The following is a 12,081-nucleotide window of genomic DNA, read 5'->3' as shown; positions in this document are numbered from 1 at the left end:
CGGGCCACAAGGGCCCGCTTTGATCGAACGCATATTCCTGGGGCCGCGGCCCCGCAGGATCAGACCACCACGGTCTGGGCCTGGCCTTCGGCGCGGGCTTCGATCGTGCCCAGCTCGTACACCGTTTCGCCGGTGGCACGCAGCTGTTCGGCGGCGGCAGCGGCGTCTTCCTTGGCAACGATGACGACCATGCCGATGCCGCAGTTGAAGACCCGGTACATCTCCTGGGCGTCCACGTTGCCGGCCTGCTGCAGCCACTGGAATAGCGGCGGCAGGGTCCAGGCGTCCTTTTTGAGGACGGCGGTCAGGTTGTCGGCCAGCACGCGGGGCACGTTGTCGAGCAGGCCGCCGCCGGTGATGTGGGCCAGGCCCTTGACCAGGCCGTCGCGCTGCTCCATCAGCGCCAGCAGGGACTTCACGTAGAGCCGGGTCGGCTCCATGATCACGTCCTTCAGCTTGCGGCCGTGGAAGTCGGCTTCCAGGTCGGGCTTGCTGACTTCGATGATCTTGCGGATCAGGGAGTAGCCGTTGGAGTGGGCGCCGCTGGAAGCAAGACCCAGCACCACGTCGCCCGGACGGATGGTGGAACCGTCGATGATCTTGGACTTGTCGACGGCGCCGACCGCGAAGCCGGCCAGGTCGTACTCGCCGTCCGGGTACATGCTGGGCATCTCGGCGGTTTCGCCGCCGATCAGCGCACAGCCGGACAGCTCGCAGCCGCGGGCAATGCCCTCGACGACGGTGGCCGCGGTGTCCACATGCAGCTTGCCGCAGGCGAAGTAGTCGAGGAAGAACAGCGGCTCGGCACCCTGCACGAGGATGTCATTGACGCTCATCGCGACCAGATCCTGGCCGACGGTGTCATGCTTGTTGAGCTGGAAGGCCAGTTTGAGCTTGGTGCCGACGCCGTCGGTACCGGACACCAGCACCGGCTCTTTGAACTTCTTGGAGATCTCGAACAGGGCGCCGAAACCGCCGATGCCGCCCAGCACCTCCGGGCGCATGGTGCGCTTGGCAAAGGGCTTGATACGGTCGACCAGGGCATCGCCGGCATCGATATCCACACCGGCATCGCGATAAGTAAGGGAGCTCATGGGTTCTGTGATCTTCTTTCAAGAAAATTGCGGGGTGGCCCGGCGGCATCCGGCACGGAAGGAATACGCTCTTCAGGTTGAGCGCCCCGCCGCGACCGGCTACATTACAGGCCTTGCGGCGCAAAAGACTGGTTCAACCCGCCCGGCGCACGCAAATAAACCCGAATTTTAGCCGAAATGTCGCCCGACCGCCCCTTCCAGGTGCGTTCCCGCGAGAGCGCCCCGTGAAGCAACTCACTCTCGATCTGCACTCCGACACCCCCCCGCTGCTGGAGAACTACGCCGCCGCGGCCAATGCCGACCTGCTCGCCTCCCTCTACGAGGCGGTCCCCGTGTCGGATGTGCCCCAGCACCTGTTCCTGTGGGGCGACCCCGGCAGCGGGCGCAGCCACCTGCTGCGCAATGTCGTCAGCGCCGCGGCCCAGGCTGGCCGCCCGGCCTGCTACCTGCGCGCCGGCGACGTGGACAACTACCTGCCGGAAGCGCCGGGCCTGCTGCTGGCCATCGACGACGTCGAGTCCCTCGGCCCGGAAGCGCAGATCGCCCTGTTCCGTGCCTTCAACGCCTCCCGCGGCCTGCGCATGACGCTGATCACCAGCGGCTGCGCGGCCCCGCTGCACCTGCATGTGCGCGAAGACTTGCGCACGCGCATCGGCCAGTGCCTGATCTTCGAGGTCAAGGCCCTCACCGACGAGGACCGCCACGCGATCCTCGACGCCCAGGCAGCCACCCGCGGTCTGCGCCTCGAGCCGGAAATCGTGCAATACCTGTTGCGCCACGGTCGCCGCGACCTGGCCAGCCTGCTGCGTACCCTCGACGCCCTAGATGCGGCCTCGCTGGAGCGCAAACGCCCGATCACCCTCCCCCTGCTGCGGGAAATCCTGCAGCGGGACAGCACCCTATAAGAAAACCTTCCTGAACAGAGCCCCTGATGGAACTCGCACTTTTCGACCTGGACAATACCCTGCTCGCCGGCGACTCGGATTTCGAGTGGGCCCAATACCTGATCTCCCGCGGCGTGCTCGACAAGGAAGTCTATGAAGCCCGCAACCAGGAGTTCTTCGACCAGTACAAGGCCGGCACGCTGGACATCTTCGAATTCCTCGACTTCCAGCTGAAGCCGCTGGCCCGCCACAGCCGCGAACAGCTGGACGCCTGGCACCGGGAGTTCATGGACGCGCACATCCGGCCGATGATGACTGCCAAGTCGGTGGCGCTGGTGAACAAGCACCTGAACGCCGGCGCCATCGTCGCCATCGTGACCGCCACCAACAGTTTCGTGACCGGCCCGATCGCCCGCGCCTTCGGCATTCCGCACCTGGTCGCCACCATTCCGGCCCAGGAGAACGGCGCCTTCACCGGCAAGCCGCGCGGCACGCCTGCCTTCAAGGGCGGCAAGATCGAACGCGTGGAGGCCTGGCTGGAAAGCATCGGCCTGTGCTGGGGCAGCTTCCAGCGCAGCTGGTTCTACAGCGATTCCCACAACGACCTGCCGCTGCTCGGCAAGGTCACCGACCCGGTGGCCGTCGATCCGGACGACACACTACGCAAGCATGCCGACATGCTCTGCTGGCCGGTGATCAGCCTGCGCGGCTGAGCCCCGCAACTGCGCCGACGTTCACAGACCGTTGGCGCGGAACCACTCCAGCATGCGCCCCCAACCATTCGCCGCATCCGCGGCCCGGAAGCTCTGGCGGTAGTCGGCATGGAAGGCGTGGCCGCCTTCAGGATAGACGACAATGTCGGCCCGCTTGCCAGCCGTTGCAAGCGCTTCGCGCATCGTCTCCACGTCCTCGAGCGGAATGGTGGCGTCCTTGCCACCGTACAGGCCCAGCACCGGCGCATGCAGACCGCGGACCACATCCGTCGGATGACGTGGCGTCATCGGGGTGGATTTTCCAGTCAGACGGCCGTACCAGGCGACAGCCGCCTTCAGTTCCGGGTTGTGTGCGGCATAAAGCCAGGCGATCCGCCCTCCCCAGCAAAAGCCGGTCAGGCCCAGGCGCTGCGGGTCTCCACCATTCGAGGCCGCCCACTCCGCGCACACATCCAGATCACTCAGGACCTGGGCGTCGGGCACATCGGCAACGATGTCGGACATGATTTCCTGCACGTTCGGCACGCCCATCGGGTCACCGTAGCGCTGGAACAGATTGGGCGCGATCGCCTGGTAACCCTGGCGGGCCAGACGCCGGCAGGTATCACGGATGTATTCGTGGATGCCGAAGATTTCCTGCACCACCAGCACCGTCGGAAACGGCCCCTTGCCCGCCGGCTGCACCCAGTACGCACGCATCGCCGTCTTGTCGATGCCGCGGATGTGGATATCGCCGGCCACCAGACCATCGGAAGAAGTCTGGATCACACACTGCCCGCTGCGCGGACGAACGGCCAGTGCATAGTCAGCCGCCAGTACATCGTTGACGAAGACCTGGCGACTGAGGGGGAGTCCCGGTACCGGGCTGTTGAAATCGGAATCCTCGACCAGCATTCCACTCACCTCATACATGGACAAGGCGGCAAGGATACTCCATGGGCGGGGCCGAACAGCACGCCCCCACCCGGTCCATCAAATCGATGGGATCAACCCCAAGCCACCATTCTGCCCTCGCTGTAGCCCGCCGCTCGTTCGAACCAATTCCCGGCCGGCAGCCCCGTTCGCCGCGCAACCCCGGCGGCCCCTTGGCGGGGCACCGGACAGGGCCGATGCTGGCGCGAAAAGGCCTCCAGCAGCGTCACCTGCTTGCCATGCACGTGGATCATTCCGGCGTCCGAGAGCTCCCGGAAGATGCGCGACAACGTCTCCGGCGTGAAGCCCAGCCGCGCGGCCAGCACGTGCTTCGGAATCTCCAGTTCCAGAGCGACCTGGCCGGCGCCACAACCGCTTTCCGCTGCCAGTCGGGCCAGGTAAACCACGACCTTCGCCGTGCCGCTCTGGAAACAGTCCGCGGCGATATCCCGCTCGATGGACGACTGCCGCTCAGCCATCGCACTCAGCATGCGGCGGGCGACTTCAGGCTCCTGCTCCATCGCGCGGAAGATGCCTTCCCGTCCGACCGCGAGCAAGACTACCGGCGTCACAGTTTCCACCGTCGACACGCAGGCCGCATCTGCAAACAGTTCCGCAACGCCGAAAGCCTGGCGCGGCGACAGGATCTCGATGACCTTTTCGCCACCGTCCGGCGAGGACACCGCCGTTTTCAGATGCCCGGACATCACATGGTAGATGCCGCGGGGCCGGTCACCGGCAGCGTAGACTACTCGTCCCTTGGGCAAGCTGAGCACCTGCGATGCACGTGCCACCTCCCCCACCACGACAGGAGGCAGTCCGCGGAATAGTGCAATCTCACCCAGTACCAAGCTCAGATCGTCAAAACTGGTATGCATCGCTCACCTCTCAAATCGTGTGTCGGGGGCGCTGAAAAACGATCACGCGCCGTTGATATGGAGTGCAGTCTAGAAGCCCGATCCGGCCCAAAGTTTGATTTAGATCAGAGTCGCCAACTCAGTACAAACGCGTAAATTACCCCCAAAGAGGTAGTCCAAAGATAGACAAAACGAGCCTTCACGCCATTGTTTTTTTTGAAGTTTGATCGTCACAGGGAGCAGTGCGGCCGGTTTTCGGAGTAAGCGAGTGCGCCCCCTTCCCTACTACCATTTTCCATACCCAACCCGAAGCCGCCAGTCGCGCCGAAGGGCTCTGCCGACGCACAATCGCGGCTGCAATCCGTTCAGGAGTCATCGTCTTGAGTCTCGCCCGTTCCGTCGCAGGCCCCGGCCCGGTGGGCACCCCATCGGTCGTCCGTCGCCTGGGCGTCTGGATCGCCGCCATCGCCAGTCTTGCCGCCGTATCGATCCTTGCCTCGATCACCGTGGCCGAACTGTCGTCCGGTGAAGCCCGGGCGATCAACCTGGCGGGGTCGCTGCGCATGCAGTCTTACGTCATCGGCGCGGCAGCCGGTCGCAGCGACGATCCGACACGCCTGGCCGCCACCCTCGCCGAGTTCGACACCCGCTACCACAACGCCGACTTGATCCGGGTGATCCCATCCCGGCCGGATGACCCCGTGCGCCAGGCCTACGCCAAAGTCGGCGAGACCTGGCAGCTGCGTTTCCGCCCAGTAGTCGAACGTTCCATCGACGGCCACTCCAACGATAGTGAAGTTCGCTCCGCCACCGAAGACATCGTCGGACAGATCGACCACCTCGTCGCCCTGGTGGAGGAGGGTCTGGAAGCCAAGCTCCAGCTCTTGCGCATCGCCCAGGGCATTTCCCTGATCCTCCTGCTGATCGTCGGGGCCAGCACGGTGTTCCAGTTGAAGCGGCACGTCCTACGCCCCCTGGAACATCTGCTCACGTCGGCACGCATCGTCCGCCGCGGTGACTTCGGCGTGCGAATCCCGCCCCGCGAACCGGATGAACTGGGCCAGCTCGGCGAAGCCTTCAACTACATGGTGGCAGACCTCTCCCAGCTCTATGCGCAACTCGAAAGCCGCGTACAGGAGAAAACCGAGGAGCTGGCCCTCAGCAACCAGTCCCTGCGTCTGCTGTACCGTACAACCCGCGCCCTGTCGGAGAAGACCGCAACCCGGGAAGCCCTGCTGCAGGTGCTCCAGGAAGTCGATGAAGTCATCGGCATCCGGGCCGTGGCCCTGTGCCTGAAGAAGGCCGACTACACGGACATCGTACCGATGGACGGCACAACGGCCCCGGCCATGCTGGAAGCCCTGATCCAGGCCGCGGGAAGCGAGACTGATGGGCAGGTCCGCACCCACGACGACGTCGCGGGGCATGCACCGCTGATCTCCGTCCCCCTCTTCGACGGCACCCTAAGTCACGGCGCCATGCTGCTGGCCCAGCCGGCCGGCCAGACTCTCGCGCCGTGGCAGATAGAGCTGCTGGAGACAGTTGGCCGCCACGTGGGTGCCGCCCTCGCCACCAGTCAGCGTAACGAGGAGCAGCATCGCCTGGCGTTACTGGACGAACGCTCGGTGATCGCCCGCGAGCTGCACGACTCCCTCGCCCAATCCCTGTCCTACCTGAAGATCCAGGTCACACGCCTGCAGACCATGCTCGGCCGTGCTCCAACCCCGGACCCCGTTCATGACGTGGTGCGCGAACTGCGTGACGGCCTCAGCGAGGCCTACCGGCAGCTGCGCGAGCTGCTCACCACTTTCCGCCTGCGAATCGATGGCCGTGGCCTGCCGGCAGCTATCGACGACGCGGTGCGCGACTTCCACCGGCGTACCGGTCTCACGCCCTTGCTCGACAACCACCTAGGTGGCATTGCCCTGCCACCGAGCCGGGAGATCCACGTGCTGCAGATCATCCGCGAGGCCCTCTCGAACATCGAACGCCATGCCCGCGCCACGCATGTCCACATCCGCCTGGAACACGCGGACGACGGCCTCCTGCGCGTCAGCATCGACGATGACGGCGTCGGCTTCGACCCGCAGGCCCTGCCCCTGCATCGCTACGGCCTGGTGATCATGCGCGACCGCGCCCAGAGCCTGGGCGGGGAACTCACTATCGCCCACCGTGCAGGCGGCGGAACCCGCGTCGCACTGAGCTTCCCCGCCAACGAAAACCCGGTGTCCAGCCAAGGAAAACAGCCATGACAGCCCCTTCCCTCAGCTCCGTCATCATCATCGACGACCATCCTCTGTTCCGCAAAGGCGTCTCCCAACTGATCGCCCTCAACAACGAACTGCACTTGATCGGCGAAGCCTCCAGCGGCGAGGAAGGCCTCGAACTGGCCAAAGCCCTCGAGCCCGACCTGATCCTGCTCGACCTCAACATGAAGGGCATGAATGGGATCGAGACCCTCAAGGCCCTGCGGGATGCCGATCTGGCCGCCCGCATCCTGATTCTCACCGTCTCCGACGCCGCCGACGACCTGGTTGCTGCGATACGCGCCGGCGCCGATGGTTACCTGCTGAAGGACATGGAACCGGAGGAGCTCCTTACCCAGATCGTCGAGGCCCAGCGCGGCCGCATCGTCATCAGCCCCAGCCTCAACGGCCTGCTCGCCCGCTCGCTACGCGAGGAAGCCCAGGCCGCCGAACGCAGCGTCGCACCGCTGACCGAGCGCGAGAAGGACATCCTCGGCTGCCTGGCCAGCGGGCTGTCCAACAAGCTCATCGCCCGCGACTTGAACATCGCCGAAGGCACCGTCAAGGTACATATCAAGAACCTGTTGAAAAAACTGAAATTCCGCTCCCGCCTCGAGGCCGCCGTGTGGGCCATCGACCAGAATCTGCGCCCCTGAAGAACACGATTCCATCAACCAGGACCCGGGCTCCACCCGCAGTCATCGCCCCGCGATGAAGACGGTTGCGGCTGGGCACAGCCCTATCGCCCCCACAACCATGAAGTCAGTCCGGTGAGCGGTAAACCAGCACCTTCAACGCACGCTCCTCCGAAACATCCGCGAACGAGGCAGGATTGGCCACCCGACCTTCGAAGCACAAGCCGGGCGCAAGCGCCTGCATCCCCTCCTGGAGAAAAGCCACGCCGAGCTTCGGTGAGTTCAGGCACAGCAGCGCATGCCCGCCTGGCGCGAGCAGATCCGGCAGGCGCCGCATCAGCCGCGCGTAGTCCTTCTCCGCAACAAAGCTGCCTTTCTGGTAGCTGGGCGGGTCCAGGACAATCAGATCGTACGGCCCACCACGGGTAATCTTGCCCCACGAACTGAAGATGTCATGGGGCAGGAAGCGTGCGCCTTCCGTGAGCCCGTTGAGCAGGTGGTTGCGCTTGCCGATCGCCAGGGCGCCGTCGCTCATGTCCATATTGGTCACTTCCCGCGCTCCGGCCTGCAAGGCCACGACCGAGAAGGCACAGGTGTAGGCGAACAGGTTGAGCACCTTGATCCCCGGCCGCGCTGCCACATGCTCGCGCACCCACCGCCGCCCCTCGGCCATATCCAGGAAGAAGCCATGGTTGAGCCCCTTGAGGAGGTGGACACGGAAGCGTGCGCCCTGCTCTTCCACCACATGAGGGTCCGGCACGCTGCCAGCCATCAAGCGGGTCTCGGCCCGTGCCTCGAAGCGGTACTGGTAGACCCAGTTCAGCGGCAAGTCCGGATGCACCTCGGCCCAACGGCGGGACAAGGCCGCATGGACGGCCTCCAGGTCCGCCTCGGTGGCGGGCAGAAAGCTGGTCAGCACCCACACCGGCGGATAGACATCCAGCGTCCAGTGCTCGCAGCCGGGAAACAGACCGCCGCGCCCATGAAAGACACGGCCTGCTTCGGTCGGCATGGAAATTCGGGAAATGGTATCGAGTAGTGCTTGCATCGGACAGGGACTGACAATGGGAACGAGGAGATTCGGCAAGGCTTCGACGACGATCTGCCCACGCCGGAAGGGCGCCGGCCGAGCGCTCGGGGCTGACTCGCGATGAGCCTCGAATCTTGCCGGGATGGATGATATCAATAGCTGCCGCCCCCGCACGCACTGGCAGCCCGAGGGCAATCGACCTGCCGATCCGGCGTTCCAGCGGATCGATCCGGGCGAGCGCCAGAATCATTCATTTGACATTCACGGACCCCTTCTCGCAGAATCCCCGGCGCACGGATTCGTGCCAATGTCATTATTCGGAAAACCGAGGAGGAGCGAGAGAATGACCCAGAACGTGATTTCCCTGACGCTGTCCAGCCAGCAGATCGATCAGGTTCAAAAGGCCCTGGATGAGCTGGAAAAGCAGTTGTCGGGGCTGATTTCCCTGTCCGTGGATCAGCGCCGCGAGTTGCGCAAGATGGGTCCGAAGTCCGAGACCTTTGTGCGCAAGGCGCATGACGTGATGACCCAGTCTCCGGAGATCCTGCCGGGCGCCTTCGATCTCAAGGCCTTTGCCGAGGACATCCAGGCGCTGGACCACCTGCGTCCGCTGCTGGCCCGGCTGACCGCACTGGCCCAGCGCGGGGAGGACACCGAGATGGCATTGGGCAGCGACCTCTACAGCGCAGCGCTGGAGGCCTACCGCTTTGCCAAACTCGCCGGCAAAGGCGCGGCACTGGATGAGCTCCGTGCTCAGGCATCGGTGCGTTTCAAGGGACAAGGCCGGCGTCGCGATGAACCGGGCGCCGTCCCGGCTTGATCATCCTGGCCCACAGATGAACGCACGGGCCCCGGACTTGAACCTCTCGGGCTCGAGACAGTACAGGTCTTGATTTTCGTTGAACCGGTTCATTCCGGATGGGCACTTCCCCCATTCCGGAACGAACCCGTTCATGTCGCTGCATCAATCGTTCAAATCCGCGGGCAGCGGGTTCAAATCGGAAATGCGAGGGTTCAGATCCGGGGGAAGCGGATTCAAACCCCGACGGCAGACCTTCATCTTCGGGCTGCACAGGTTCAAACCGGAGGGGATGATGTTCCACTGCGGGGGGAACCCAGCCAAGTCACCGCCGCGGGAATCGGAAGACGGGCAGCAGCCTTCACCTCCCGTGGGGCATCGCTGACCAGCACGCCATTCAGCGAATACCAGTTCGGGATGCCCAGTTGGCGGTTGCGTCGCTGAGCCTCCCGCACCGCCGAGTTTCCAATCCGGATCAACTCGACCGACCAGTGCTCATTCGGTGTTGTCTTCATCATCACCCTGCTGCAATTCTGAATCGCCCCGGGTTTCGCGGAGGATCTGGCCCCGCCGGTCGTAGGCGAGGCCCTGGGCCAGGTCCTGACGGCCCCGCTGGGTCGGGTTGAGCAGGGTCTGGCTGGTCGGGCGCTCCTGCTCATCGAAGCGCAGGCGCTCGGTGAAGGTCGGGTACTTCGTTTCGGTCAGCAGCGCTGCCCCCGAACAGCTTGCAGGAATTCATATATCGCATCATCAAGAGAATGTGGACTCATATAGAAGACCCATCCTCCAGCACTGAGCATCACAATGATCACCATCAACACAACCATAAGAAGCACAGCACCAAACCATCTCCATGCCTTGTCAGCATGAAGTCGCAAAAACAAAAACACTACAGACCCTAGAGAGATAACGATAGACAGCCCTAAAAATTGCGTTTCAAAGTACGAACTACCACAACTTGATAAGCCAGAAAGAAATGCCGCGACGCCAAGATAGATGTATAAAAACCATGTAACCACAAGGACTACCCTATGAGCCATTCTATTATTGGCCTTATGGTACGACATAGATTGACCCAAATCTTTTTAAGGTATCAGGAGAGCTTCCGTAAATAACGTTAATACCAAAACGATTTAACAGCGGGACCGTTTTTAGCGAACTACCTGGAATTCCGTTTTTAGTCTTTGTTGCGAGAAGGAAATTTTTAATGTTCTCCCATTCATTTTTGTCTGTAGAGGCAATACACCCTATCGTTCGCCCAGGCTTGTGGAGCCGAATCCCCCAACGACCATTCGCCTGATTAAAGTCATCATTGGGCTTACTATCCTGCGGATCCAGGCGAAAAAAATCGTCGCGAGGTGTACCGTAGATCGTATAGACACCATCCGGCGCTGGGTCTCCATAGGGCTTCCCACCCGACTCGAATGTTCCTGAGATCATTTGTTTGGAGTCATGATCGTATAGGAAAAGGTGGCCTGTACTTTTCTCAAAGAAACCAGAGACTTCCAACCCACTTGGATCGATATTGTCAACTGGGCTGCCAATGGCATATGTGTATAGATTCTCTCCCCCCGCCAGCCCAATCGGATCATTCGTGATATACCGCCCCGTCTCCGGATCGTAGTACCGCCGGAAGTTGTAATGCAGCCCACTCTCCTCATCCTCGTACTGCCCCCAGGGCAATCGCACCTTAACGTCATACCCCCAGCAGCTGGGCGCGAAACGCATCGACAGTGGCTGCGAGCATGCGCTTGGACTTGATGCTGGCCTTGCGCGTCGTATCGAGTCGCAGCAGGTTCATGACGATGTGGCGGACGATGGCCAGGTTGTTGGCGGCGTAGCCGCTGCGTACGCGTGACTGATCCTCGTTGAACTGCACATCCAAACACCAGTGAAGCCGATTCTCCACCTCCCAGTGACTGCGCACGGCCCGTGCAATGCGCTCGGCATCGGCGGGCAGACTGCTGATGTAGAAGAGGCGCTCGGTGCTGGTGTGGCCACCGACCGTGCGCTCGCGTTCGAGCACCGCAAAGCTGGCCAGATCCTGCCAGGCGTCGCTCTGGTAGAGCCGGCCGACGCCCTCATAAGCCCGGCATCGGCGTACTTCGATGCGCCCGTGATCCTGGGTCGTGGTTTCGTGTGTGGAATGGGGCCTTAGGGGGGCTCGGGGATCGAGGCCGGCGAACAGGATCGAATCGTACAGATTCGGATGGTTCTCCTTCACGCACAGCACGTAGTGGGCGCCCCGTTCGCGAATCGTGCGCGCGATCTTTGTCTGCGTTCCCATCGCATCGATCGTCACCACGCAGCCCTCGAGTGCCAGCCTGGCGAGCAGTTCCGGAATGGCGGTGATCTCGTTGGACTTCTCGTCGGTGGCCATCTGGCCCAATACAACGCCCATGCCGGCGGCGAACGCGCTGACCAGATGCAGCGGAGCGGCCTCGGCTTTCGTCTTGCTGCCCGTGCGCCGGCTGGTCTTGCCGTCGATGGCGACAACCGTCTCTTCGGCCAATGCGGGCACCACCATGCCGACCCAGCGTCGGAAGGCGGATTCGAACTCGTCGGGGGCAATCATGCCGAACACGCGCCCCATCGTGTCGTGAGACGGGATGCCGTGCTCAAGCGCGATGAACCCGCGCAACCAGTCGAGCTTGGCTTCGGCCCACAACTCGATGTCGACGAAGTCGTCCACGCCCGAGAGCACCGCACAGACCGCCACCGTCAGCAATTCGGCCAGGTCATGGCGGGTATGGCGCGCACTGCGCGGGTCGGAGATCGAGACGAATACCTGCGTCAGCGGCATGACGTTTCCCATTTTCATCGGATGCCCAAAAAGGCAGGAAACTACACAATTTGGGCCGCGGTGAACAGTCACGTCACGAATTTGTTGCGTTTTAAGAGGGGCGTTTCA

General features: G+C 63.0%; 12 protein-coding genes. 5 read left to right on the top strand and 7 right to left on the bottom strand.

All coding sequences use genetic code 11. The annotated features are described in order from the left end of the window. Positions 1-59: 59 nt before the first annotated feature. Entirely contained in the window at positions 60-1,094 is a 1,035-nt protein-coding gene (gene purM / locus AC1PPK_RS13655; protein WP_481113600.1) for a phosphoribosylformylglycinamidine cyclo-ligase, read from the bottom strand. A 224-nt stretch (positions 1,095-1,318) separates the two neighbouring features. On the opposite strand from purM, the gene hda reads away from it, so the two are divergent. Then, positions 1,319-1,999, top strand: coding sequence for a DnaA regulatory inactivator Hda (hda, locus tag AC1PPK_RS13650; protein ID WP_481113599.1), 681 nt, complete (start codon positions 1,319-1,321; stop codon positions 1,997-1,999). 26 nt (positions 2,000-2,025) lie between these two features. After that, a complete protein-coding gene (locus AC1PPK_RS13645; protein WP_481113598.1) occupies positions 2,026-2,691 on the top strand; it encodes a histidinol-phosphatase in 666 nt (221 codons plus the stop codon). A gap of 21 nt (positions 2,692-2,712) precedes the next feature. On the opposite strand, the gene AC1PPK_RS13640 is transcribed toward AC1PPK_RS13645, so the two are convergent. After that, positions 2,713-3,585: a dienelactone hydrolase family protein gene (locus AC1PPK_RS13640; RefSeq protein ID WP_481113597.1), complete on the bottom strand. Its 873-nt coding sequence runs from the start codon at positions 3,583-3,585 to the stop codon at positions 2,713-2,715. A gap of 92 nt (positions 3,586-3,677) precedes the next feature. After that, positions 3,678-4,481, bottom strand: coding sequence for a Crp/Fnr family transcriptional regulator (locus AC1PPK_RS13635; protein WP_481113596.1), 804 nt, complete (start codon positions 4,479-4,481; stop codon positions 3,678-3,680). Positions 4,482-4,840: 359 nt separating this feature from the next. Between AC1PPK_RS13635 and AC1PPK_RS13630 the strand changes: the two genes are divergently transcribed. Both AC1PPK_RS13630 and narL read left to right on the top strand, forming a co-directional pair. Beyond that, the gene (locus tag AC1PPK_RS13630) at positions 4,841-6,712 is read left to right on the top strand and encodes an ATP-binding protein (protein ID WP_481113595.1); all 1,872 of its coding nucleotides are present in this window, start codon (positions 4,841-4,843) and stop codon (positions 6,710-6,712) included. Continuing rightward, positions 6,709-7,362 carry a two-component system response regulator NarL gene (narL, locus tag AC1PPK_RS13625; protein ID WP_481113594.1) on the top strand — a complete coding sequence of 218 codons (654 nt, stop codon included), beginning with the start codon at positions 6,709-6,711 and terminating at the stop codon, positions 7,360-7,362. Before AC1PPK_RS13630 ends, narL begins: the two co-directional genes overlap by 4 nt. Positions 7,363-7,468: 106 nt before the next feature. On the opposite strand, the gene AC1PPK_RS13620 is transcribed toward narL, so the two are convergent. Beyond that, a complete protein-coding gene (locus AC1PPK_RS13620) occupies positions 7,469-8,353 on the bottom strand; it encodes a class I SAM-dependent methyltransferase (RefSeq protein ID WP_481113593.1) in 885 nt (294 codons plus the stop codon). Positions 8,354-8,714: 361 nt separating this feature from the next. On the opposite strand from AC1PPK_RS13620, the gene AC1PPK_RS13615 reads away from it, so the two are divergent. Then, positions 8,715-9,191: a hypothetical protein gene (locus AC1PPK_RS13615; protein ID WP_481113592.1), complete on the top strand. Its 477-nt coding sequence runs from the start codon at positions 8,715-8,717 to the stop codon at positions 9,189-9,191. A 257-nt stretch (positions 9,192-9,448) separates the two neighbouring features. Here AC1PPK_RS13615 and AC1PPK_RS13610 read toward each other — a convergent pair whose 3' ends face one another. From AC1PPK_RS13610 to AC1PPK_RS13600, 3 genes are all read right to left on the bottom strand, one after another. Next, on the bottom strand, positions 9,449-9,688 hold the full coding sequence (locus AC1PPK_RS13610) for a hypothetical protein (RefSeq protein WP_481113591.1): 240 nt from the start codon (positions 9,686-9,688) through the stop codon (positions 9,449-9,451). Between the two features lie 535 nt (positions 9,689-10,223). After that, complete coding sequence (locus AC1PPK_RS13605) at positions 10,224-10,898, bottom strand: RHS repeat-associated core domain-containing protein (RefSeq protein WP_481113590.1); 675 nt, start codon at positions 10,896-10,898, stop codon at positions 10,224-10,226. Continuing rightward, entirely contained in the window at positions 10,867-11,991 is a 1,125-nt protein-coding gene (locus tag AC1PPK_RS13600) for an ISAs1 family transposase (RefSeq protein WP_481113589.1), read from the bottom strand. Before AC1PPK_RS13600 ends, AC1PPK_RS13605 begins: the two co-directional genes overlap by 32 nt. Positions 11,992-12,081 lie beyond the last annotated feature (90 nt).

The sequence above is a fragment of the Zoogloea sp. JDB1 genome, from assembly GCF_056724025.1.
The sequence above is the reverse complement of the archived record's forward strand: the minus strand, read 5'-3'. Positions and strand labels throughout refer to the sequence as shown.

What these genes read in the sequence shown, in the direction of transcription:
- purM (WP_481113600.1), bottom strand. Translation starts at nt 1,094, where the DNA reads ATGAGCTCCCTTACTTATCGCGATGCCGGTGTGGATATCGATGCCGGC.
- AC1PPK_RS13645 (WP_481113598.1), top strand. Translation starts at nt 2,026, where the DNA reads ATGGAACTCGCACTTTTCGACCTGGACAATACCCTGCTCGCCGGCGAC.
- AC1PPK_RS13640 (WP_481113597.1), bottom strand. Translation starts at nt 3,585, where the DNA reads ATGCTGGTCGAGGATTCCGATTTCAACAGCCCGGTACCGGGACTCCCC.
- AC1PPK_RS13635 (WP_481113596.1), bottom strand. Translation starts at nt 4,481, where the DNA reads ATGCATACCAGTTTTGACGATCTGAGCTTGGTACTGGGTGAGATTGCA.
- narL (WP_481113594.1), top strand. Translation starts at nt 6,709, where the DNA reads ATGACAGCCCCTTCCCTCAGCTCCGTCATCATCATCGACGACCATCCT.
- AC1PPK_RS13620 (WP_481113593.1), bottom strand. Translation starts at nt 8,353, where the DNA reads ATGCCGACCGAAGCAGGCCGTGTCTTTCATGGGCGCGGCGGTCTGTTT.
- AC1PPK_RS13615 (WP_481113592.1), top strand. Translation starts at nt 8,715, where the DNA reads ATGACCCAGAACGTGATTTCCCTGACGCTGTCCAGCCAGCAGATCGAT.
- AC1PPK_RS13610 (WP_481113591.1), bottom strand. Translation starts at nt 9,688, where the DNA reads ATGATGAAGACAACACCGAATGAGCACTGGTCGGTCGAGTTGATCCGG.
- AC1PPK_RS13605 (WP_481113590.1), bottom strand. Translation starts at nt 10,898, where the DNA reads ATGCGTTTCGCGCCCAGCTGCTGGGGGTATGACGTTAAGGTGCGATTG.
- AC1PPK_RS13600 (WP_481113589.1), bottom strand. Translation starts at nt 11,991, where the DNA reads ATGAAAATGGGAAACGTCATGCCGCTGACGCAGGTATTCGTCTCGATC.